The sequence below is a fragment of the Pseudoalteromonas sp. XMcav11-Q genome, from assembly GCF_040104525.1.
In the GTDB taxonomy this organism is placed as follows: Bacteria; Pseudomonadota; Gammaproteobacteria; order Enterobacterales; family Alteromonadaceae; genus Pseudoalteromonas.
In genome coordinates, this window is sequence record NZ_JBECOX010000002.1 from 370,322 (window position 1) to 390,884 (window position 20,563).

Consider the following 20,563-nt stretch of genomic DNA (forward strand, 5'->3'; position numbering starts at 1 on the left):
AGGTGGCTTTTTTTAAGGAAAAAATATGATAATTAGACCAGCCACCATCAACGACTTAACTACACTTCTAGATTTAGAACAGCAAGTGATCGAAGCGGAGCGTCCGTATAACTCAACAATCAAATCACAAGACGCCAAATACTACGGTTTTGAAAAATTACTCACTTGTTCGAATACGTTAGTGGTTGTTGGTGAAGTATCAGAGCAAATAGTGGCAACAGGGTATGTGCAGATAAGAGCATCTAAACAGCAGCTACAGCACACGCAGCATGGTTATCTTGGGTTTATGTATGTAGCACCTGAGCATCGTGGTAAAGGTTTGAATCAAGCGATCATGGAGCACTTAATCGCTTGGTGTAAAACCCAAAACGTCAACGACTTCTACCTTGATGTATACAGTAGTAATGCCGCAGCAATTCATGCTTATGAAAAAGCGGGATTTACACCTTGCCTGCTTGAAATGAAGTTACACCTCTAGATTAACCAAAGTTTACAGCCAACCTTTGTGTTTAAAGAATAAATAAGGAGCAAAACCAGAGAGCAGCATAATAGCAATGGCAAAAGGATAGCCCCAAGCCCAGTTTAGCTCTGGCATATTATTAAAATTCATCCCATACACACTGGCAACCACAGTGGGTGGCAAAAATACGACAGAGGCAATGGAGAAAGTTTTAATAATTTGGTTTTGTTCGATATTGATAAAACCCTGCGTAGAGTCCATTAAAAAATTCACTTTATCGAAGAGAAAGGCGCAGTGCGACATTAGCGTTTCGATATCTCGTGTGACTTCCCGTAGCGTTTCTCGCTCCTCAGATTGCACCCCCACATGGCGCATTAAAAACGAGATATTGCGCTGCGTATCCATCAAACATAAGCGCACTTTACCGTTGGCATCTTCTAGCCTTGAAATACGACTAACAGCTTCTTCTAGATCTGAGTCTTCTTCCTCAAGCACATAGGCACTGAGCTTTTCAAGCTGGTGGTGCATATCCTCAAGCATGTCCGCATGGTTTTCGACTTTTTGGTCGAATAAAGTCACTAACAGCTGTTTTGGGTTATCGCACGCTACTTGCCCTTTACGCGCACGCAGTCGCAGCAACCTAAAATCCGCAAGCTCGTCATCACGAATGGTTAATAAGCAGTTTTTTTGTAATAAGCAGGCCACGGTCACCGTATTAAAACGCCCGTCATTGGGAGACATAAATAAAGCGTGTACATGCAGACCTTCGCTGTCGATAAAACAGCGCGAAGAGGCTTCGATTTCTTCTACGTCATCCGCACCAGGAAGGGTAATATTTAGCGTGTTTGCCAGAGCAACTCGCTCCTCCTCAGTGGGATTAATAGTATCTATCCAATGGGCGTTTTTGATTGCTATTTCAATCGGGGTGTCGGTGCTTGGTTCCATTTCGGAAATTACACCGTGTTCAATCGAAAAAAACCTCAGCATCTCATTACTCTACACGACGACTCTTTGGCAAAGTATAAGAGTGAATGTATTAATCAACAATGACAATCCAAGGATTATCCGCAGATTATTCAGCTTGATAGGTGTAGATATTACGCGCCGCAACCGAGTTATTCATAATTGTTGTGTAATTAGCAACCAATTTAAAGCCATGGCGCTGAAATAAATGATTCACTGCTAAGGCATCTACTCGACAACGAGTGTGGATAGGTTGGCGAGTAGCGGCTAAGGTGTCTTGTAGTAATTGCTTGCCAATCCCTTTGCCGCGAATATTCGCATCAACCATAAAGTTCGAAATGTATAGGCCTGACGTAAGATCAAAGCGCGCTTTATCTTTAAAATGCGCGATTGGCACTAGCGACAAACTGCCTATAAGTTGCTGTGTTGAGTCATCAAAAATAACACGTACTTCGCCTTCTTCGATTTCCTTTTCCATAAGCAAGCGAATAGCTGCTTGGTCTATTTCTTCATTACGTGGCGGCGCTGAAAAGGTCGCGATGTATAGCTCAGTAAGCTGCTCAACAATATCGCGGGTTGGGGTAGAGATTATTTCAATCATGCAGATACGCTCCGTGTTTTTGGATCAGCTTGGTAACTTTCGAGTAAGTGCTCAATATTACGTTTAAACAACTCGCTGGCATGTTCTGTTAGTACCGTATTTTTCGCTATCGCATGGCCTAGATACAAGTTGTATAGCTCGTACGCCGCGCACTGCGCATCAAGCTCAGGATGAAAAATACCGCTTTCTATCCCTTGCACAATTTTATGCTTAATATAGCTAAATAATCGGTTATGTTGCTCGGTAACTTTGGTATGAATAGGGCTGTCTGTATGGCAATTAAATTCAACCAACGCTTTGATAAACGGGCAAGTTGAATGTGGCTCATTAAATAGTTCACGAGTCCAGTCTGCCCAAATAGAAAAGAGCATTTTGAGTTGCACTAGGGGATCTTGGTGCCGTGCCGGTGCGACGACATGCAGCATAAATTGATCTTCACAGTAATCGAGGATCGCCAACTGCATATCTTCTTTACTGTCAAAATGCGAGATAAGCCCGCTGCGAGACAAGCCACAAAGCTTGGCCATAGAACCAATCGTGACTTCTATTAAGCCATATTGGCTACTAAAGCGCATACCTTGCTCTAAAATGGTTTGTCTCGTTCTCTCGCCTTTATTCATCACTTATGCAGTTATTCTTTGAGTAATACGTTGAATAACGCCAGTATCGCCTAAAATGCGGCGATGTCCAAGGCCTGAGGTTTGGATTAAACGCTCAGGAGTGGCAGCGATAAGCGACTCTACGTGTTCAAATGGCGCAAATCGGTCCTCGGTATCGTGAATAAATGTCGGCTTAAACTTAAGTACACCGTCGTGGAATTTATCTCGGATCAAATGCCAATGCGTGCCATATCTTGTGGTGATAGCGCCTAACACTTGGTGCAGCATTTTTTCAGAAATACCCGCTCGCGCAACGCGCTCAAACATCAGCTCAAAAAACTGCACGGGAGTTGCAACATTTATAACCACACGATTTTCTAGGCGATAATCCGGTAAGTTCATCAGCGCCACAGCGCCCATAGAATGCCCCACCAAAGCCACGATATCATGGCGATCGGCTTCTAGCTTCTCAATCAGGGTATCCAGTGCTTCAACAAAAGCCAGTAAATGGGCTTGCTTACCATGAGATTGTCCATGACCAACATGATCAATCGCCACAACGCAAAATCCCGTTGCTACGAGTTCAGGGATCAAAGTATCAAAGCAACTGCTGTTATCGGCCCAACCATGACTTAACACAACGGTCTTCGGACCAAGGCCAAACACGTTTACATGAACGCGACCAAGCGAGGTAAGAATATTGAACTCACCATTGGGTTTTTTATTTTTAAACTGATATTGACGCTTACCATGCGGACTCATCAGTAGTACCTGACCTAACCTCGAAGTAATAGGTGGCGCAAGCGTGCACATAAGCCCTGTGACACCCCGACTTATCTTGGTAATAAGCGAGCCGTCTTTGTCGTTAAAGTAGCTGAATTTCATCCTGACCTCTAAAAAAGAACACTTGTACTTTTATTAAAATAGAACAGTTGTACTTTTTTGTAAAGCATAACAATCACCTTTTAATATTGCAGCTGGTTTACCGAGCGATACATCCCCATGTAGGATCTGGTTCACCCAGCGACACACCCGGCGTAGGAGCTGGTTTACCCAGCGATACACCTCCGCGTAGGAGCTGGTTTACCCAGCGATACACCCCGCGTAGGAGCTGGTTTACCCAGCGATACACCTCGCGTAGGAGCTGGTTTACTCAGCGATACACCTCCGCGTAGGAGCTGGTTTACCCAGCGATACACCTCGCGTAGGAGCTGTTTTACCCAGCGATACACCTCCTCGTAGGAGCTGTTTTACCCAGCGATACACCTCCTCGTAGGAGCTGTTTTACCCAGCGATACACCTCCTCGTAGGAGCTGTTTTACCCAGCGATACACCACCCCGTAGGAGCTGGTTTACCCAGCGATCTTTTTAAAACGCCGGCTGCGGATTACTCAGGGCTATGAGGGGCATACCCTCAATAAGGTTTGTCTTTAAAGAGAGGTTAAACGTGAAAAACGATGAAAATGTTTCAAATTACGTAAAGTTGGTGAAGTATTGAGTGTTTTATTGTTTTTTCATTGCAATTTATCGAGAGAAGCTTGTCTTTATATTTAACTAAATGTAATGTTTGGGTTAATTTCAAGGGAGCTAACGTAAAACAATGGTGGACAGATGCAAACGCCAGAGGAATATGAGGTAAGCCAGCGGATAGGTAGGTTAATACTTGGGTTAAAGCGTACCAGAGGTATGACCCGAGAAGATGTCTGTAAACGTTTAGGTATAGGCTCGCGCACGTTAGATAATTACCTAAACGGGGTGAGCTCATTTAAACTTGGGACATTGTTAAAGTTTGCGGATCTTTGCAAGGTAAAGCTGGCTGATATTTTGGATGATACCGACGCGCTGAAGCGCTTGTATCCTGAGAATATTAAAGACAAAGGCAATATCTTTTTGTTATTTACGGGCTATTTTGTCGGCGTTATGGTGCTTGAATTTACCTTATTTGCTTTTCTTATTTTGTTATTGTTTTATGCGCGTAATGACAAGAATAGCCAAAGCATTGTTGCAATTTTTATATTTGCTTTTTCGTTAGAAATCGTTGTTGCATACTGGTTGAATTATGTCGTCTTCCCAGCTATTGAAAGCTATTACATTGAAAATATCTATGCTTTTGCAACTCAACTTTTACTGAGTTTACTGCTGGCGCTAATGATCAAATACAGAATGTTCTTAGGTGCGTGGTTTACCAAAGGGAATTCAGCCAGCATTTTTGAGAAGAACCAAGTAGATGCGCCGCTTTATGCACTCGCATGTACGTTAGCTTTGATTGATTTTGCCGCATTGATGGAAAACTTTATCCGTAACCTAGAGCGTTTAGGTATAGATGAAGAAGTTGCCAAACCATTTTGGGAACTGACCTTTATTTATGATTACTTTGCTTATATTAAGGCCGTGCCTTATCTGCTCTGTATGTTTGTTTTATACGCAGGAATAACAGCGCGCCGTAAGCAGGTTTTAAATAAAGCAAATGCTGCGCCTACACAATAATGTGAAGATTTTCCCATAAAAATAGAGAAGTTTGTGTGTTTTTAATTATTGATTTTAATGGTCTGCAAAATAACAAATAAGCATGTTTAGAAAGGGTTGCTTGAATCAATTGATACCAAAAATTCAAATATAATGATAAGTTTGTTTCTGTTTTGGGTTTTTGCGAGTGTGCACCTAAAAATAGTACTGTCATCTACTTGTCTTTATATTTAACTGGATGTAAACTTTTGGTTAACTTGGTTGGGGTGATTGAGAGATATGGTGGGGCGATGCAGACGCCAGAAGAATACGAGGTAAGCCAGCGTATCAGCCGACTGATACGGGGGCTAAAGCGCAAAAAAGGGATGACCCGAGAAGAGGTTAGCCGGCGTTTGGGTGTGGGTGACAGGACCCTTGATAACTATTTAAATGGCTCTAGTTCCTTTAAGCTTGGGACATTGCTTCGGTTTGCTGAAATCTGTAAAGTAAAGTTATCAGATATTTTAGAAGATACAGATAAGCTCTCTGGCCTGTATGGAGAAAAAAGTGAGGAAAAGAATAATGAAGGCAACACAGAAAAACCCAATAAAAATAGCCCTTAGTCACTTATTGTGTAAGCAAGTTTATGGTGGCTTGGGCTTGAGGAAAGGGGATAGCATAAAGCCTCTCCACCAGAAAAGTTGAATTGCTGAGGTGTATCTTGAAAAGTTTATTTAGCCTGATTTTGTCAACGGGTCGAAAGAAGTCGATAAAAAGGGTTCTTAGTCGTTCATTATGTAAAAAAGTTGGTGGGTCAGGTATTTTTAAAGGTGATGGCCCAAGAGAGCAGCAAGCTGAAAAGCAAAATTCGGATGGTTAGGGGCTATGAGAAGTTTATTTAATTTGTCGCTGTTGACGAGTATCTTTGCTGTGGTACTTGCTTCATTTATTGGAGCAACGTTGTTCAATCCAATTGTTTGTAGTTTCCTCTTTCTACTAGTGTTTTTATCTAGAGACGATCATAATAGCCTATTGTTAACGGTAATTTTTGCTATGGTGTTTGTTTTGGATTCGTTTTCAATAATAGGTATTAAGTATTTAATTTTTCCCTACGTTACTAGTAATTTTATACAGAACGTCTATGCTTTCGGCTCTCAATTAATCCTTAGTATATTTTTGCTTATACTGCTGAAGTATAGAATGACGGTTGCAGTTTTTCTTACTCGGGGTAAATCGGCATCAGTTTTTGAGAAAAATTATGCTGAGGGGCCTTTATATTTATTAGTGATTATCCTAGTACTTGTAGACTTCTTTGCGTTAATTGAGAACTTCATACGTAATTTAGATAGGATGGGAGTAAGTGAAGAAGTGGCCAAAGCTTTCTGGGAATGGACTTTCTTTTACGATTACTTTGAGTACCTCAAAGCCGTGCCTATTTTCCTATGCATAGCGCTTTTATATGTTGGCTTAGTAGTACGAACCAAAAGAAAACCAATCCAGAATTAGTCTGAGATACAGGGAAGCGCAGTATGTTTCCGATATTGCGCTCGCTTTTATATTCAAAAGCATCCTTTTCTGATAACCATTATAGGTACGTTATTATCACCTATTTGAAAGTGTACGCTTTTTCATAAGTTAGTGTTATTCCACTTGTCTTTATATTAAACAAAATGTAATGTTTGGGTTAATTTTGTGGTTTGGTTAAAGGGGAATGTGGGGCGATGCAAACGCCAGAAGAGTACGAAGTAAGCCAGCGCATAGGGTTGCTAATAAAAGGTCTAAAGCATAAACGCGGGATGTCTCGAGAAGATATATGTCGCCACCTCGGGATTGGCATGCGAACGCTAGACAACTACCTTAATGGTGTTAGCTCTTTTAAGCTTGGTACGTTAATGAAGTTTGCTGACTTATGTAGAGTCAAACTCGCCGATATTTTGGATGATACCGAAGCGCTCTCGCGACTATATCCAGACAATATGAAGGACAAGGGCAGTATTCTAGCCTTGCTAATGACTACGGTAGTAAGTGCTACAGTTTTTGAGCCGATCACCTGTATTTTACTTTTTGTCTTAGTTTATTTATGTAAAGAAGATCAAAATAGCTTATCGCTAACTTTGATTTTTGCTGTTGTGCTTTCACTAGATGCAGTAATGGTATTTTACTTAAAAAATATTGTTTTTCCGGTGGTTGAAAGCTATTACATCGAGAATATTTATGCTTACGGTGGACAGTTAATCTCAAGCCTACTGCTGTTATTTCTGCTCAAATACCGAATGGCACTTTCAGTTTTTTTCACACGTGGTAAATCAGCCTCGGTATTCGAGAAAAATTACGTGGAAGGACCATTGTATTTCTTGGCTTTAACGTTAGTGCTTATAGACTTCTTTGCATTGATGGAAAACTTTCTTCGTAATTTAGATCGCCTAGGTATGGATGAGGAAGCGTCTAAAATATTCTGGGAAGTTACGTTCTTTTTTGACCACTTTGCGTATCTAAAAGCTTTTCCGACACTATTGTGCATTACTCTGTTATATATTGGATTGCTTGCACGTAAGAAGAGCCGCCAGCAGCTATCACACTTTTAATAACAATAGATTAATTATTAGATTCAGGAAACGGTAGGTCGATGCAAACGCCAGAAGAGTATGAAGTAAGCCAGCGCATAGGACTGCTAATAAAAGGTCTAAAGCATAAACGCGGGATGTCGCGAGAAGATATATGCCGCCACCTCGGGATTGGCATGCGAACGCTAGACAACTACCTTAATGGTGTTAGCTCTTTTAAGCTTGGTACGTTAATGAAGTTTGCCGATCTCTGCAGAGTTAAACTCGCTGATATTTTGGATGATACCGAAGCGCTCTCACGACTATATCCAGACAATATGAAGGACAAAGGCAGTATTCTTACGCTTATCTTGGGATCTATTGCTGGGTATTTTCTTATTTTCGAATCTATCGTATTCCTCCTTCTATTATTTTTGTTTTTTTGCTGTTACAAAGATAAGAATAGTCAAACTATCACAGGCATTTTCCTTTTTATTTATGCACTTGAGGTCGCTGTCGCATATCTCTTGAAGTTCATTATTTTCCCTGCTGTTGAAAGCTATTATATCGAGAATATTTATGCTTTTGGACTGCAGTTAACTCTTAGTCTCATGTTACTGTTTTTACTTAAACATAGAATGACGATTAGTGTATTTTTAACTCAGGGAAGATCTGCATCTGTATTCGAAAAGAATGGTATAGAGGCCCCAATTTATCTTTTGGCAATGACGTTAGCACTTATCGATTTTTTGGCTCTAATGGAAAACTTTATTCGAAATTTGGAGCGCTTGGGGGTTAGTGAGGAAACAGCAAAGATATTTTGGGAGCTGAGATTCTTTTATGATTATTTCGAGTACCTCAAGGCAATCCCAATTTTTCTCTGCATCGCTTTACTTTATGTAGGGTTTATCGCGCGAAGAAATGCTCCGCTACAAGTTAGAGCTACACTGTAACTTTAGCAATAACGAATTCAGTATTAATAATAGTTTATATAGAAGGATCGCGAGGCGATGCAAACGCCAGAAGAGTACGAAGTAAGCCAGCGTATAGGACTATTAATAAAGGGTCTTAAGCATAAACGCGGGATGTCGCGAGAAGATATATGTCGCCACCTCGGGATTGGCATGCGAACACTAGACAACTACCTTAATGGCGTTAGTTCCTTCAAGCTTGGTACGTTAATGAAGTTTGCCGATCTCTGCAGAGTTAAACTCGCTGATATTTTGGATGATACCGAAGCGCTCTCACGACTGTATCCAGACAATATGAAGGACAAGGGCAGTATTCTTACGCTTATCTTGGGTTCGGCTTTTGGCGTAATTATTTTTGAATCTACTTTATTTATCTTATTATTGGTTTTGTTCTTTTACTCTTACAAAGACAAAAATAGTCAGCTGTTGACGCTTTGCTTTGTAGTAGTATTTTTGTGTTCAACGGTAGCTGTTTATGCGCTGGTAAATGTTATTTTCCCAATTCTTGATAGTGGATATCATAAGAATATCTGTGCGTTCACCATTCAATTTTCGCTCAGCCTTTTATTACTCTTTTTACTAAAACATCGGATGGCTTTTGCGGTGTTGCTTACCCGAGGAAAAAGTGCCTCAGTGTTTGAAAAAAACTATGCGGAGGGGCCATTACATTTCTTAGTTTTGACCTTAGCGTTAATAGATTTTTTTGCGTTGATGGAGAACTTCCTGCGCAATCTGGAGCATTTAGGTATAAACGAAGAAACCGCAAAGGCGTTCTGGGAAGTAACCTTTTTTTATGACTATTTTGCTTACTTAAAATCAGTGCCTATGCTGCTGTGTGTCGCAGTACTTTATATCGGTTATATCGCACGTAATCAAGTATCAAGATCGGCTGAACATGTTGAGTAATAATGGTAGTATCTGATAAAAAAATAAGTGACACCCATTACTATTAACATCAAAGCTGAGGAAGTGAAGTAAAAAAGTATAAAATTACTTCAATCACTTTGGTCAAAAAAAAATAAGTGACACCCATCATAATTGCATTGATGTTAGGAATAGCTGGTTTGAAATTTGTGGTGGATGCCCTTGATTTTTTATTGGGAATAAATCACAGTGCTCGGCGCAGCCCCCTGTCAAAAGCCCAGATATGAACACCTAACCACACCAATAGTAATGCTAAAAATGGCTTGTAATTGGAAATGTCCATATGAGCGATATTAATTCTTTAGTAGAGTAGTTATTAAGTGCGTAGAACGTGCAAGACCAAACTCCTTTGATTTGGAGGTGTGGTCTTGCAGTGGCTTGTGGACACTGCAATGCCTGACCTGTGCAGCCCATTGAAAAACAGTAACTGGATGGAGTGGATGACACCCATCATAATTGCATTGATGTTAGGAATAGCTGGTTTGAAATTTGTGGTGGATGCCCTTGATTTTTTATTGGGAATAAATCACTGCGCTCGGCGCAGCCCCCTGTCAAAAGCCCAGATATGAACACCTAACCACACCAATAGTAATGCTAAAAATGGCTTGTAATTGGAAATGTCCATATGAGCGATATTGATTCTTTAGTAGAGTAGTTATTAAGTGCGTAGAACGTGCAAGACCAAACTCCTTTGATTTGGAGGTGTGGTCTTGCAGTGGCTTGTGGACACTGCAATGCCTGACCTGTGCAGCCCATTGAAAAACAGTAACTGTCTAAATCAGGCTTAAACTAGTGTACACTAGCACATCGTACTTTACTTCACTTCACACACTCTCCATAAAGATTCGTCTTTATAATTAAATTCAGCTGTTTGAACATATGTAGATCTGTACAAGCTCCCATGATATCTGTCTACGGAAGTTATTTGATATATTCCATCAGAATTAGCATCTTTAATAATCCAACGTGATCGTTCTGAAAAATCAACATCTTTTTTGACAGAGACAGCATCTCCCTTACCATTTGAGAACATTGCTCCTGCACTATTTAAGATCCCGAACTCTCCATCATTGTTTTTGTCTTGAAGAGTCCAAGTTTGGCTCGAACTACTTCTCATAACTAGCTTGCCATTCGATGCTGCAATCGAAGATTTTTTATCAACTGAATACAGTTTTATATTTGATCCTTTATTTCCGTACAAAGTACCTTTTAAACATTTTTCTGTTGGTTTAGGTTTGGGCTTTGGTGGTGGACATATCGCTTTTGTATAACGTGAGTAAGGCTTTTGCTCCCCTACTGTAGTTGGGCATAACTCATCAAAGCTAACAGTATATTCCGCCGACTGCCCTAGACTAGCAACAACATTGCAGTCTCTATCTCTTGAAAAATCACTGGTTCTTTTGGCATACGGAGGGATTTCAGACCCTTTACAAGCACGAAATACTCTTTCCGCTCCTTTCTCATTTAATGAGAAAGGCTCGATTTTGTTGGCAATACGTGGGCGAGTGGTGAGGTGAATTGAAGTCGTATCACAACTCCGAGCTCCCAGAGATGAAACATACCAATCGTAGTGAGGCCCATCACTATTAGCAAATTCAGATGTACCATGTTTGAAAGCATTCGGTACGTCCCCATAACACACTTCAATTGTTGAATCATTTGAATTTGAATCAACAACATGAATTTCATTATAATGAATTGAACCGTCCCAACATTGAGCTTCTATAGATTTACTCTCGATGTAATAGTTGGCTGGCATTGGAACGCTAGGAACATTGCATACTGGCCGCGCATACTCTATCGGCTGGGTAATATAAGACTTCCCATCACAAAAAATGCTCGTTCGGCTTATGTCTGTAACTACTTCGCCCAAAGGAATGTCTGCCGTTCGACAATAAGTACCTGCTTCAGCAAAACTACTGAACCCCATAGCGAATAAAATCGAGGGTATAAAAATAGCTGCAGAAGAATGGTTATAAGTTTTCATATATTGATTTTCCTTAAATATAGCTCTCGTGACAAATTAACAAAGCTGATGTTACGCCATTATACCACGAGCTTTACCTATATTTGTACCCTATATAGTTGGTTTATTCTTAAATCAATTGAATTACTTGATAAATCTAACCGATCTTTCTGCATTAAAATTGCAGATTTTTGAATCACACAACCAAAGTAGAAAATAAGAGAGAGTGAGAAAATAAGAGAGGGTTATCGTGAGAGAAAATAAAGGAAAGAAAATAAGAGTAAGAAAAGAAGTAAAAGAAGTAAAAAGAAAAAAAGTAAAGAAAAAAAGTGAAGAGTAAAAGAAGTGACACCCACCACTATTAACGTCAAAGCTGAGGAAGTGAAGTAAAAAGTATAAAAATACTTCAGTCGCTGGGTACAAAAACATTTTTCTATAGGCTAATTTTTAGCGCCCAAGCGTATCTCTACATCAAAACCGAGTTATCGTGCACGACAAAGCGCTGCAAATACAGAAGTAAGAAATTCTAGAGTTGAAAAGCTTGCTCTGCTAAGCCAACAAACGCTCGCAGTTTGTTAGGTTTGTCCGTCGTCGTTTTTGCAGTGTTTCGCAGTAAGCGGTTATTGTTCGCTCTCGACCAACTGCACCGTGGAATACCCGTGAAAATTGCGTAGTGAGTTTTATCCAGTTCTCAGGTTCTATATTGAGTCGAGTAAGAATCGGTTGTGCTTCATTGATATACCCGCGTTTATCGACTCGAATGCATTTGCCCGTGAGCTCAACTAATTCAATATAGGACTTGAGTTCAAAAGGTAGGCCTTTGGGCATATGTTTTCGCGGGCTACCAGCAAAGCGTAGTAGGCTTTTTGGTTGTTTGCCCAGCTTAGCGTGGTCGATGCGCTTTTTGATGCTGGTGTAGTCTGAGGTTTCAGGCGTTACGGCGATTTTGGCTCTAATGGGGTTTAGGTCTACGTAGGCTAGACAAGCAGCCAGTGCTGCCTCATCCAGTAATGCTTGGGATTTGAATCGTCCTTCCCAAAATCGGCCTGTACAATTATCTTCTTTATTTGCTCGGCGGGCGATGTCTTCGTTGAGTACTCGCATGAACCAGCTAATATCTGCGAGCCTTTCTCTGTATTTGGCGACATGCTCATCGAGTATCAATTGCTCCGACTCATTGAGTGGCTCACCTTCAGTAAATTTTTGGCTTACCCAATTGCCTTTAAACAACTTGTGCCATCGAATAACGATCGCTTTATCAGACAGGCGCTTAGCCTTTTTATCATCAACATATAAAACAATGTGGGTGTGATTACTCATCACGGCATAAGCACAGACATCAATACAAAACACAGACCCTAAGATCAGGAGCTTTTCTTCAACCCAATCCCGGCGGTGTTCATATGATTTTCCAGTAAATTTATCTTCACCGCACAGAAAGGCGCGTCTTACGCAGCGGGAGATACAGTGATAATATTTGGTGTCGGTTAAACTGATTTGTTTTTTACGAGCAGTTGCCATAGTTTGGTTTCCTCAATCCTTTGAGTGCAGAATTAAAGCGTAGGCGGTATCTTAGGAAGGTGCAAATTAAGTGGTGGGTGTCAGCGATTTGGTAACTTGCGATTTGATAATTCTTTCAATTCACAGATCCAAGAATGCCTAGCTTCTTAAAGATGGCTTTGAATGCTGATGATGACGTAATGTAACAAGCCACCACACTCGGAAATTTCACTTACTCCGCTCCCAAAATTCCGGTGAGCGGAGTGTTGGTTACCTTATCAATATTACATGCTCAATTTACTGTACAAGTAGAATGGTGAAGACTATACTTGTTCCATTAAATGTACATGTAGAGGTTCTTATGAGAATTGTATCTTTTACTGAAGCTAGAAATAGTCTTAAAGCTGTTCTAGACGGTGTAGTTAATGACGCAGATACAACAGTCATTACACGTCGTGACTCTGAGGATGCTGTGGTTATGTCTTTAGATTACTACAATAGCCTTATGGAGACTGTCCACTTACTACGCTCTCCTCAAAACGCTGAACACTTAAATCGTTCGATTGCACAGTACCGTGCTGGTAAAACAACAGCACGAGAGTTAATTGATGAGTAGTAGTCAACGTTTACTGTCGTGGACTGATGACGCTTGGGATGACTATCTGTATTGGCAAACTCAAGATAAGAAAACACTCAAGCGCATCAACAAACTCATCAATGATGTTAAGCGCTCCCCATTTGAGGGCATCGGTAAACCAGAGCCGTTGAAAGAGAGTTTATCTGGTTTTTGGTCTCGTCGTATTGATGACACTAACAGGCTTGTTTATGCAGTTGATGATCAAGCGATAACGATAATTTCGTGTCGTTACCACTACTAAATTAGAGGCGGCGATAATACAGCAAGCGACTTAGGTGTATCGAACCTGTGTTCGGCAACATCATAGTGAATAAAGGAATGAATAAACTCACATTACGAGGGCAAGGGAAAGTGAATGCGCAATGGAAGTTGTATTGCTTGGTGCATAATCTAGAAAAGTTGCAAAAAATAATACACTAAGAAGTGTAGCTCATTTTAAACCTCAAAAAGCCACAGAGACCAGCCTTATAGCCTCATAAAACACAGTAAAAAAATGACAGTGACGTTTAGAGTAAACGATTGAATCAAATAAAGAACTCGGCTAAGGTTGATACCACTATGCAAAATGTATTAAGGATGGATTGGTGATACCCATCACTAATTGCATTGACGTTAGGAAAATGAAGGCTTGAAATTTGTGGTGGGTGTCAGTGATTTTTGTAATTTTTGGATTGTATAGAAATGACAATGTTTGACTGGTAGCTTGCTAAAATTATTAAATAAAATTTTCTTGATGATTGCGATTTTATCTCTTGTGGATAAGTGAGATATTCAGAATTTACACTAGTAGGTTGTTATATGCTTAAATGGAATTTGAAAATGCGGTTACTTTTTTTACTCTACTTTCTTCCTTGTTTTGTTTCAGCTGAGATAAATTTGCCATTGCAAGCTCAACTCATTGAAATGGCAAAACAGGATCAGGCTGTACGAAAACAGTTAGGAGATGCCGGTTGGGATAAAGCTCCAAAAGAGCTTCATGCTAAATTATCATCAGTTGATCATCAGAATACTGAAAAACTCAAAGCAATATTAAGCAAACGACAATGGCTAACACATGCTGAGGTCGGAAATGAGGGGGTTGGAGCAGCATTTCTTATAATACAGCACTCGTCAGATACTGAGTTTCAAGAAAGAATGCTTCCAATCTTAAAGAGAGCATATTTAAATAATGAAGGCGTATCAGGACAAGAAGTCGCATTATTGACCGATCGCGTACTTATACATAGGGGGCAAAAGCAACTGTACGGCACACAAGCAGATATTAAAAATGGTAAAGTCACTTTCATGCCAATCTCAGAAGTTGATAAAGTGGATGAAAGGAGGGCTGAAATGAATATGCCTCCATTAGAGTTTTATAAAAAGATAATGGAAGAAATGTATGGTATTAAAGATCACCCCGAAATAGAGCTGAATTAGAACGCATACAAGAGACTATGGCGTCAATGACTAAAGGATGGATTGGTGACACCCATCACTAATTGCATTGAAGTTAGGAAAATGAAGGCTTGAAATTTGTGGTGGGTGTCATTGATTTTTGCTTCTTGATTTTTGAGCTTGGGATATATGAAGCGTCATTCGACTTTGATTGTTTGATATGATATTAGCAATCTAATGATGACTCAGGCTCCTTGTAATGCTAGCTTCGTGTGTGGGTCATTTTGCTATGTGCCTGAAAAACTCAGAGGACAACATGTCTAATAAAAGTCTTCGTGCTCGAATTCCAGCCTATAAAATGGCATTTGCAAGTGGCGAACTACGGAGAACCTATAAGGATCTTGTCTCTATTGTTCAAAGTCTCAGAGCTGAATTCAGTAAGCAGTATAAAGGCCAGTTTACAGTCGCAAACGTGTTACACGGATATATTGACTTTACATACTTTTATCTGCAAAACGATTACCTTAAAAAACACAAGCTCAAATTGGCAGTTGTGTTGAACCATCAAGAAGTGCAATTCGAACTTTGGCTCCTTGGGCAAACAAAGGATGTTCAGATTGATTATTGGGCAAAGTTACAGGGGGTTAGGTGGGTGGATCAAGATGTTATGCCTGAGTGGTCAATCTTTGAAATTTTAATGCTTGCTGACCCTGATTTCGATAATGTAAAAGCGCTATCTGAGCGGATCCACGGTGTGTTTGCAGAACTGTCCGAGGAGATCTTTACTACATTGAAGGTGTACCAATAGTACACCTAACACACATGAATTTTCGCAGGTTATCCGCGTCGTAAAGTATGTGCAGCTAATTTTCAAACTTTAAATCTGTTTAACTCTATTTCTAGCGAAAAAAAAGAGTGCTAGTAGTAGCACTCTTGTCAATGCAAAACTCAACAGCAATAACCCTTAGTTACTAGTCCATGCTTGGGGCGCTGGAATATACCAACTCAATTAGGTTATTCATCGTTCTTGATTTTTGCATATAAGCCTTTTCCATATGGGCAAGCTCTTGTAATTCAAATAAGGTCGTTTCTACGAGTGCCAGCCATTTTTCTGTGGTGTCTGGTACCGCTTCACTTTGCTTTGTTGCTTTTTTTAGTGCGTCGTAATAAATAGTTAAGTCACGATATTGGCTTTGATAGTCCATTGATGCTCCAACCCGTCTCTTTTAATTTACAGCAAGGTAACAGGAATTCTCAGCAGAAATCTGCGGAAAATAATTTTTTTACAACTTTTTAATTCGAAAGATAATTAATATTAGCAAAGGCGGAGATCACATCTTTTGCAAAAGCAATGCGTGGGTGTTTTAACGCGCCCTTTTTCCATACTAGATAGATATTGTTTTCAGGGCCTACAGGGCCAAGTTGGATCAGTTCACCTGCTTTTATGAGATCTCGGCAGAGATAATCGGGGAGGACGGAGTAACCTATTCCAGAGCGAATGATGTTAGCAATTGCTCTAATGTCTGGGCAAATAGCGATGACATTAGAGTTGCAGCCCGCATTAAATACACGGTCAAAGTATTGTCTAACCAAAGGTAAGTCTTGATCGTACGTGACGACATTATAGCTTGAGAGTAAGTCGGCGGTAATATCGCTGTCTTGAATTTCTCTGCCCTCTAAACGGTTCATCACTAGCCACAATTGCTCTTTGTCTAGAACTAAATAGTCAAAGCTTGTGGGATCTGGCGCAGAGGCGGCAATGGCAATGTCGGCGGTGTCGTTTATTAGTGCGTCGAAAATGTTAATTTTATTGCCAATATGAAGTACCACGTTAATGTTGCCCGCTTGCAATAAGTTGGCGATTTGTGGACCGGAGACAAAGCTTAAATACTCCGCGGGGCCGGCAATATTTAGTGTGCCAAACACCGCATTGGAGCGTGCCCGAATTGAGGTGATCTTCTGCTCTAAAATATCGATATGACCAGATACCTGCAGCGCTAAGTCATGTGCTGTTGGCGTTGGCTTTACCCCTCTTGCTTGGCGTTCAAACAGGGCTTTTCCTACGACCGCTTCCATGGTTTGAATATGTGCCGTGACAGCTGGCTGCGACATCCCCAAGTTGGCCGCTGCTTTGGTGATATTTTTGCAGCGGTATACTTCCACAAAGGTTTTTAGTTGGGTGAGATGAGACATAAATTACTTGAGCCATAAATATTCTGATTGCTCCTACCAATTTATCCGAATTCTCCTGTGTCCGCAAATCGCCTAAACTCGTCGATATTGAACTGGTATGAGGAGCCGGGATGAAAAAGAGTATACTGAATACGATAGTGTGGGTGTCATCGTTGTTGGGTGCAACACATGTGCTTAGCGTTCATGCAAGTGAAGGTGAAGTATTAGTGTTACTTTCGAGCGAAACCTCGATGGAACTTGCCAATGGTGAGACAATAGAAACAGGTTATTACCTCAATGAGTTTGGGATACCTGCAAAGGCTTTAGTGGATGCTGGATATAAACTGATATTAGCAACACCAAAAGGCAATGCCCCTGCTGTTGATCAAAAATCAGTGTCGGTTAATTACTTCGGCGGTGATGAGACTAAATTACAAAGCATCAAAAAATTTATTGCTAACCTGCCAGATCTTAATGATACCGCAAGTTTTAGCGAGATCCTTGCTGCGGGGCTAGACGAATTTGATGCGGTATTTATTCCAGGCGGACACGCACCGTTAATTGATTTGGCGAATAATCCGCAGGTGGGTGAAATTTTGCGCCATTTTAACCGCGAGAATAAACCAACAGCTGCGATTTGCCACGGCCCAATTACGTTGCTTTCGGCACAAAGTGAACCAAAAGCGTATTATCAGAGTTTAACAACACAGTCACCTGTTCAAGCGAAAAACTGGATTTATGACGGATATCAAATGACGATATTTTCGAACCCCGAAGAACAAGTATTTGAAAGCACGTTAAATGGCGAAAAACTCAACTTTTACCCAGCAGCCGCGATGTCTCAGGCTGGAGGAAAAATGCAGTTTGCAAATGCATGGCAGCCAAAAGTGGTTGTTGATAGAGAGCTAATTACAGGGCAAAACCCGTTTTCAGACACATTACTAGCAGAAAAGCTGCTAGAAATGTTAGCTGAAGAACCGAATATTAAACAGTAAGGAATTGAGCATGCTTAATTTTGTATTTAAAAATCAAACCGAAATTCTTTTTGGTAAAGGCCAAATGAGTGAAATCACCTCACGATTACCAGAGGCTGCAAAGGTGTTGCTACTGTACGGCGGCGGCTCGATTAAAAATAATGGTGTATACGACCAAGCAATGAATGCATTGACAGATGTTGAGGTTGTGGAATTTGGTGGTGTGGAGCCAAACCCAACATATGAAACGCTAATGCAAGCGGTCGCGACGGCAAAGCAAAATAATGTGAATTTTATTCTTGCGGTTGGCGGCGGCAGCGTTATCGACGGCGCAAAGTTTGTGGCGGCAGCCGTGAATTTTGACGGTGAGCCTTGGGACATTTTGGTAAAGGGCGCAAGCTTTAGCAATCCATTACCGATTGGTGCTGTGCTCACTTTACCTGCTACAGGCTCTGAGAGTAACGGCAACTCAGTGGTTACAAAAAAGGCAACTTCGCAAAAGCGTGCGTTTTCGTCACCAACTGTGCAGCCGCTGTTTGCGGTACTTGACCCAGAATACACCTATTCACTGCCGCCTCGCCAAGTGAGTAATGGGGTAGTGGATGCGTTTGTTCACGTGATTGAGCAGTATTTAACTTATTCAGTAAATGCGCCACTGCAAGACAGATTTGCAGAAGGTATTTTACAAACGCTTATCAGCGAAGGGCCAAAGGCATTAAGCGAGCCTAACAATTATGATGTAAGAGCAAACGTTATGTGGTCTGCAACTATGGCGCTAAATGGCCTTATTGGTCAAGGCGTACCACAGGATTGGTCAACCCATATGATTGGTCACGAGCTAACGGCATTGTATAACCTTGACCACGCGCAAACGCTTGCGATTGTATTACCTGCGGTGATGTATGTGCAACGAGACAAAAAAGCCGAGAAAATCAAGCAACTTGGTGAGCGTGTATTTGGTATTACAGCCGCAGACGAAGCGCAGCAAATTGACCAAACAATAAAAGCAGTTCAAGACTTTTTTGAGTCGATGGCGGTGCAAACCCGTTTAGCGGATTATCAATTAGACGAAAAAGCAGTACAAGAAGTTATCGCTAATCTAGAAAAGAACGGCATGACGGCACTAGGTGAGCACGGCGATATTGATTTAGCGAAGGCGAAAGAAATTTTAATGCTGGCGTTGTAAAACAAGTAATCAGTGGCAATGTGTTACCCTTTGATAACAAAAGTAAGATGGTTTAGAGGTAACTAAACCATCTTACTCCATCGGCTTTTTATAGGCTTCTTAGTTGATCAATAACAGCCTGAATTTTGTTAAATTTGGTTTGCCTGTATTCTGTTTCAGCTTGGGATTTTTTGCGATTCCAGTATTCAACATCATCTGGATATTGTGGCTCTACCACGTACGATGCTAAATAGTTACCATACGGGTCTTTAAGCCAGCATTTATATTCAACGATTTGAGAATAAGGGTCAGGTGCTTCACAGCCGCTTCTAAGTGGCAAGTCCGCCTGCTTTTTCTGTGCCAGCATTATGCTTAACTGATCCGCTAGATTTTTAGCTGCGGTAACGACGGTTGTTTTTGGCACCATGCCAGCCAAATAACGCTCAGTATACACTGCCACTACAACCGATGCTGCTAAGGCATAGGTGTCTGCAAGGTAGAAAAAGTCATCATTGTAGCTACTATTTAAAGCTCGGTGATTTATCAGATCGTTAGCTTTTAGTAATAATCCACCAAGTAATACAGGGTCTTCTCCATTGTATTTTACGGTATCGCCATAGTGTTTTAAGCTTGCTTCAACGCTTCTAAACTCAGAAAGAAAGTCGAACTCCGCATCACGTACAATTTCTTCTCTAACGCGCTCTTGTATTGCCTGCAGGCTCTCTTCGCTCAGCATAACGTATTGTGGTCCACCAGAACCAAATACAGCATCAGCTAAAAGTGAACCAAACCCCGATAGTAATTTACTTTTTACTTTATCTAAAATCTGCTCACCGATTGTCGCGGTTTTTTCTTCTTGTTCAGTAGCACCAACAGTAAATGTTGCACTACATAACGCTAAGCTTACTACTGCGGCGATTGAATGAAATTTCATAGAAATAATCCTTTTATATTAGAAAGTATGTTTTTATAGACCTTAGCACCCACAACCCACATCAAATACAGGCTTTTTACCTAGCTTTAGAATTGTTATGCTTACTGCTTTTGGATTGGTTTGATTTATAAACTTAGTTCCAAAGGCTGGGTCTTACCTATGTTAGGTGAGTTGTGTTAAAAAAAGATTAAATAAACGATGTTTTCTTTTACGATGTGGCTAAATTGGAAGGTGTTATTAGTTTGAAAACATTTTTCATACTGCAAATGGCTTAGTCCGGATATCGCAAAATACGTAGTTTACCTAGCTTATCTTCAGTGCTACTCTACGGTGAT

The 20,563-nt window shown here is 40.7% G+C and carries 21 protein-coding genes and 2 pseudogenes; 14 read left to right on the forward strand and 9 right to left on the reverse strand.

All coding sequences use genetic code 11. The features are described 5' to 3' along the window. The first annotated feature begins 25 nt into the window (after window positions 1-25). Window positions 26-478 carry a GNAT family N-acetyltransferase gene (locus ABMY45_RS05065; protein ID WP_349288519.1) on the forward strand — a complete coding sequence of 151 codons (453 nt, stop codon included), beginning with the start codon at window positions 26-28 and terminating at the stop codon, window positions 476-478. Window positions 479-490: 12 nt separating this feature from the next. Here ABMY45_RS05065 and corA read toward each other — a convergent pair whose 3' ends face one another. The 4 genes from corA to ABMY45_RS05085 all read right to left on the reverse strand — a co-directional run bounded on the left by corA (window position 491) and on the right by ABMY45_RS05085 (window position 3,508). Continuing rightward, on the reverse strand, window positions 491-1,447 hold the full coding sequence (gene corA, locus ABMY45_RS05070; RefSeq protein ID WP_045988330.1) for a magnesium/cobalt transporter CorA: 957 nt from the start codon (window positions 1,445-1,447) through the stop codon (window positions 491-493). Window positions 1,448-1,532: 85 nt separating this feature from the next. Then, entirely contained in the window at window positions 1,533-2,024 is a 492-nt protein-coding gene (locus ABMY45_RS05075) for a GNAT family N-acetyltransferase (RefSeq protein ID WP_010603699.1), read from the reverse strand. After that, entirely contained in the window at window positions 2,021-2,644 is a 624-nt protein-coding gene (locus ABMY45_RS05080) for a TetR/AcrR family transcriptional regulator (protein ID WP_029215706.1), read from the reverse strand. The genes ABMY45_RS05075 and ABMY45_RS05080 overlap by 4 nt, the downstream gene beginning before the upstream one ends. 3 nt (window positions 2,645-2,647) lie before the next feature. Continuing rightward, window positions 2,648-3,508, reverse strand: coding sequence for an alpha/beta fold hydrolase (locus tag ABMY45_RS05085; protein ID WP_349288520.1), 861 nt, complete (start codon window positions 3,506-3,508; stop codon window positions 2,648-2,650). A 726-nt stretch (window positions 3,509-4,234) separates the two neighbouring features. On the opposite strand from ABMY45_RS05085, the gene ABMY45_RS05090 reads away from it, so the two are divergent. The 6 genes and pseudogenes from ABMY45_RS05090 (at window position 4,235) to ABMY45_RS05115 (ending at window position 9,488) form a co-directional block, all read left to right on the forward strand. After that, window positions 4,235-5,110: a helix-turn-helix transcriptional regulator gene (locus ABMY45_RS05090; protein ID WP_349288521.1), complete on the forward strand. Its 876-nt coding sequence runs from the start codon at window positions 4,235-4,237 to the stop codon at window positions 5,108-5,110. 269 nt (window positions 5,111-5,379) lie between these two features. Continuing rightward, window positions 5,380-5,646: pseudogene (locus ABMY45_RS05095) on the forward strand (helix-turn-helix transcriptional regulator); the annotation flags it as partial. A gap of 307 nt (window positions 5,647-5,953) precedes the next feature. Then, on the forward strand, window positions 5,954-6,574 hold the full coding sequence (locus ABMY45_RS05100; RefSeq protein ID WP_349288522.1) for a hypothetical protein: 621 nt from the start codon (window positions 5,954-5,956) through the stop codon (window positions 6,572-6,574). Window positions 6,575-6,789: 215 nt separating this feature from the next. Then, entirely contained in the window at window positions 6,790-7,653 is an 864-nt protein-coding gene (locus ABMY45_RS05105; RefSeq protein ID WP_045988337.1) for a helix-turn-helix transcriptional regulator, read from the forward strand. A 41-nt stretch (window positions 7,654-7,694) separates the two neighbouring features. Beyond that, a complete protein-coding gene (locus ABMY45_RS05110) occupies window positions 7,695-8,564 on the forward strand; it encodes a helix-turn-helix transcriptional regulator (RefSeq protein ID WP_349288523.1) in 870 nt (289 codons plus the stop codon). Between the two features lie 57 nt (window positions 8,565-8,621). Further along, complete coding sequence (locus ABMY45_RS05115) at window positions 8,622-9,488, forward strand: helix-turn-helix transcriptional regulator (RefSeq protein ID WP_349288524.1); 867 nt, start codon at window positions 8,622-8,624, stop codon at window positions 9,486-9,488. A gap of 832 nt (window positions 9,489-10,320) precedes the next feature. Here ABMY45_RS05115 and ABMY45_RS05120 read toward each other — a convergent pair. Continuing rightward, complete coding sequence (locus ABMY45_RS05120; RefSeq protein WP_211865094.1) at window positions 10,321-11,493, reverse strand: hypothetical protein; 1,173 nt, start codon at window positions 11,491-11,493, stop codon at window positions 10,321-10,323. 528 nt (window positions 11,494-12,021) lie between these two features. Further along, window positions 12,022-12,993, reverse strand: a complete 972-nt coding sequence (locus ABMY45_RS05125) for a transposase (protein ID WP_349288525.1) — start codon at window positions 12,991-12,993, stop codon at window positions 12,022-12,024. Window positions 12,994-13,333: 340 nt separating this feature from the next. Between ABMY45_RS05125 and ABMY45_RS05130 the strand changes: the two genes are divergently transcribed. The 5 genes and pseudogenes from ABMY45_RS05130 (at window position 13,334) to ABMY45_RS05150 (ending at window position 15,791) form a co-directional block, all read left to right on the forward strand. Continuing rightward, entirely contained in the window at window positions 13,334-13,588 is a 255-nt protein-coding gene (locus ABMY45_RS05130) for a type II toxin-antitoxin system prevent-host-death family antitoxin (RefSeq protein ID WP_053397282.1), read from the forward strand. Continuing rightward, entirely contained in the window at window positions 13,581-13,850 is a 270-nt protein-coding gene (locus ABMY45_RS05135) for a Txe/YoeB family addiction module toxin (RefSeq protein ID WP_010603677.1), read from the forward strand. Before ABMY45_RS05130 ends, ABMY45_RS05135 begins: the two co-directional genes overlap by 8 nt. Window positions 13,851-13,879: 29 nt before the next feature. Next, window positions 13,880-14,029 (forward strand): annotated as a pseudogene (locus tag ABMY45_RS05140) (transposase); the annotation flags it as partial. A 378-nt stretch (window positions 14,030-14,407) separates the two neighbouring features. Beyond that, window positions 14,408-15,025, forward strand: a complete 618-nt coding sequence (locus ABMY45_RS05145) for a DUF6624 domain-containing protein (RefSeq protein WP_226899018.1) — start codon at window positions 14,408-14,410, stop codon at window positions 15,023-15,025. 274 nt (window positions 15,026-15,299) lie between these two features. Continuing rightward, window positions 15,300-15,791 carry a hypothetical protein gene (locus ABMY45_RS05150; protein WP_239422844.1) on the forward strand — a complete coding sequence of 164 codons (492 nt, stop codon included), beginning with the start codon at window positions 15,300-15,302 and terminating at the stop codon, window positions 15,789-15,791. A gap of 163 nt (window positions 15,792-15,954) precedes the next feature. Here ABMY45_RS05150 and ABMY45_RS05155 read toward each other — a convergent pair whose 3' ends face one another. Together ABMY45_RS05155 and ABMY45_RS05160 are read right to left on the reverse strand one after the other, a co-directional pair. Beyond that, window positions 15,955-16,188 (reverse strand): hypothetical protein, encoded by a 234-nt coding sequence (locus tag ABMY45_RS05155; protein ID WP_010369844.1) that lies wholly within the window; start codon window positions 16,186-16,188, stop codon window positions 15,955-15,957. A gap of 88 nt (window positions 16,189-16,276) precedes the next feature. Next, window positions 16,277-17,176 (reverse strand): LysR family transcriptional regulator, encoded by a 900-nt coding sequence (locus ABMY45_RS05160; RefSeq protein ID WP_010603674.1) that lies wholly within the window; start codon window positions 17,174-17,176, stop codon window positions 16,277-16,279. A gap of 110 nt (window positions 17,177-17,286) precedes the next feature. Here ABMY45_RS05160 and ABMY45_RS05165 point away from each other — a divergent pair, with 110 nt between their 5' ends. Together ABMY45_RS05165 and ABMY45_RS05170 are read left to right on the forward strand one after the other, a co-directional pair. Beyond that, the gene (locus ABMY45_RS05165; RefSeq protein WP_349288526.1) at window positions 17,287-18,150 is read left to right on the forward strand and encodes a type 1 glutamine amidotransferase domain-containing protein; all 864 of its coding nucleotides are present in this window, start codon (window positions 17,287-17,289) and stop codon (window positions 18,148-18,150) included. Window positions 18,151-18,160: 10 nt separating this feature from the next. Next, window positions 18,161-19,315 (forward strand): iron-containing alcohol dehydrogenase, encoded by a 1,155-nt coding sequence (locus ABMY45_RS05170; protein ID WP_349288527.1) that lies wholly within the window; start codon window positions 18,161-18,163, stop codon window positions 19,313-19,315. A gap of 88 nt (window positions 19,316-19,403) precedes the next feature. Here ABMY45_RS05170 and ABMY45_RS05175 read toward each other — a convergent pair whose 3' ends face one another. Further along, the gene (locus ABMY45_RS05175) at window positions 19,404-20,228 is read right to left on the reverse strand and encodes a hypothetical protein (protein WP_010603671.1); all 825 of its coding nucleotides are present in this window, start codon (window positions 20,226-20,228) and stop codon (window positions 19,404-19,406) included. Window positions 20,229-20,563: the final 335 nt, after the last annotated feature.

Excerpts from the sequence above, each read along its gene's own strand:
- ABMY45_RS05125 (WP_349288525.1), bottom strand. The coding sequence starts at position 12,993 with ATGGCAACTGCTCGTAAAAAACAAATCAGTTTAACCGACACCAAATAT.
- ABMY45_RS05065 (WP_349288519.1), top strand. The coding sequence starts at position 26 with ATGATAATTAGACCAGCCACCATCAACGACTTAACTACACTTCTAGAT.
- ABMY45_RS05175 (WP_010603671.1), bottom strand. The coding sequence starts at position 20,228 with ATGAAATTTCATTCAATCGCCGCAGTAGTAAGCTTAGCGTTATGTAGT.
- ABMY45_RS05170 (WP_349288527.1), top strand. The coding sequence starts at position 18,161 with ATGCTTAATTTTGTATTTAAAAATCAAACCGAAATTCTTTTTGGTAAA.
- ABMY45_RS05155 (WP_010369844.1), bottom strand. The coding sequence starts at position 16,188 with ATGGACTATCAAAGCCAATATCGTGACTTAACTATTTATTACGACGCA.
- corA (WP_045988330.1), bottom strand. The coding sequence starts at position 1,447 with ATGCTGAGGTTTTTTTCGATTGAACACGGTGTAATTTCCGAAATGGAA.
- ABMY45_RS05115 (WP_349288524.1), top strand. The coding sequence starts at position 8,622 with ATGCAAACGCCAGAAGAGTACGAAGTAAGCCAGCGTATAGGACTATTA.
- ABMY45_RS05150 (WP_239422844.1), top strand. The coding sequence starts at position 15,300 with ATGTCTAATAAAAGTCTTCGTGCTCGAATTCCAGCCTATAAAATGGCA.
- ABMY45_RS05110 (WP_349288523.1), top strand. The coding sequence starts at position 7,695 with ATGCAAACGCCAGAAGAGTATGAAGTAAGCCAGCGCATAGGACTGCTA.
- ABMY45_RS05135 (WP_010603677.1), top strand. The coding sequence starts at position 13,581 with ATGAGTAGTAGTCAACGTTTACTGTCGTGGACTGATGACGCTTGGGAT.
- ABMY45_RS05120 (WP_211865094.1), bottom strand. The coding sequence starts at position 11,493 with ATGAAAACTTATAACCATTCTTCTGCAGCTATTTTTATACCCTCGATT.
- ABMY45_RS05160 (WP_010603674.1), bottom strand. The coding sequence starts at position 17,176 with ATGTCTCATCTCACCCAACTAAAAACCTTTGTGGAAGTATACCGCTGC.
- ABMY45_RS05165 (WP_349288526.1), top strand. The coding sequence starts at position 17,287 with ATGAAAAAGAGTATACTGAATACGATAGTGTGGGTGTCATCGTTGTTG.
- ABMY45_RS05085 (WP_349288520.1), bottom strand. The coding sequence starts at position 3,508 with ATGAAATTCAGCTACTTTAACGACAAAGACGGCTCGCTTATTACCAAG.
- ABMY45_RS05105 (WP_045988337.1), top strand. The coding sequence starts at position 6,790 with ATGCAAACGCCAGAAGAGTACGAAGTAAGCCAGCGCATAGGGTTGCTA.
- ABMY45_RS05090 (WP_349288521.1), top strand. The coding sequence starts at position 4,235 with ATGCAAACGCCAGAGGAATATGAGGTAAGCCAGCGGATAGGTAGGTTA.
- ABMY45_RS05080 (WP_029215706.1), bottom strand. The coding sequence starts at position 2,644 with ATGAATAAAGGCGAGAGAACGAGACAAACCATTTTAGAGCAAGGTATG.
- ABMY45_RS05100 (WP_349288522.1), top strand. The coding sequence starts at position 5,954 with ATGAGAAGTTTATTTAATTTGTCGCTGTTGACGAGTATCTTTGCTGTG.
- ABMY45_RS05075 (WP_010603699.1), bottom strand. The coding sequence starts at position 2,024 with ATGATTGAAATAATCTCTACCCCAACCCGCGATATTGTTGAGCAGCTT.
- ABMY45_RS05130 (WP_053397282.1), top strand. The coding sequence starts at position 13,334 with ATGAGAATTGTATCTTTTACTGAAGCTAGAAATAGTCTTAAAGCTGTT.
- ABMY45_RS05145 (WP_226899018.1), top strand. The coding sequence starts at position 14,408 with ATGCTTAAATGGAATTTGAAAATGCGGTTACTTTTTTTACTCTACTTT.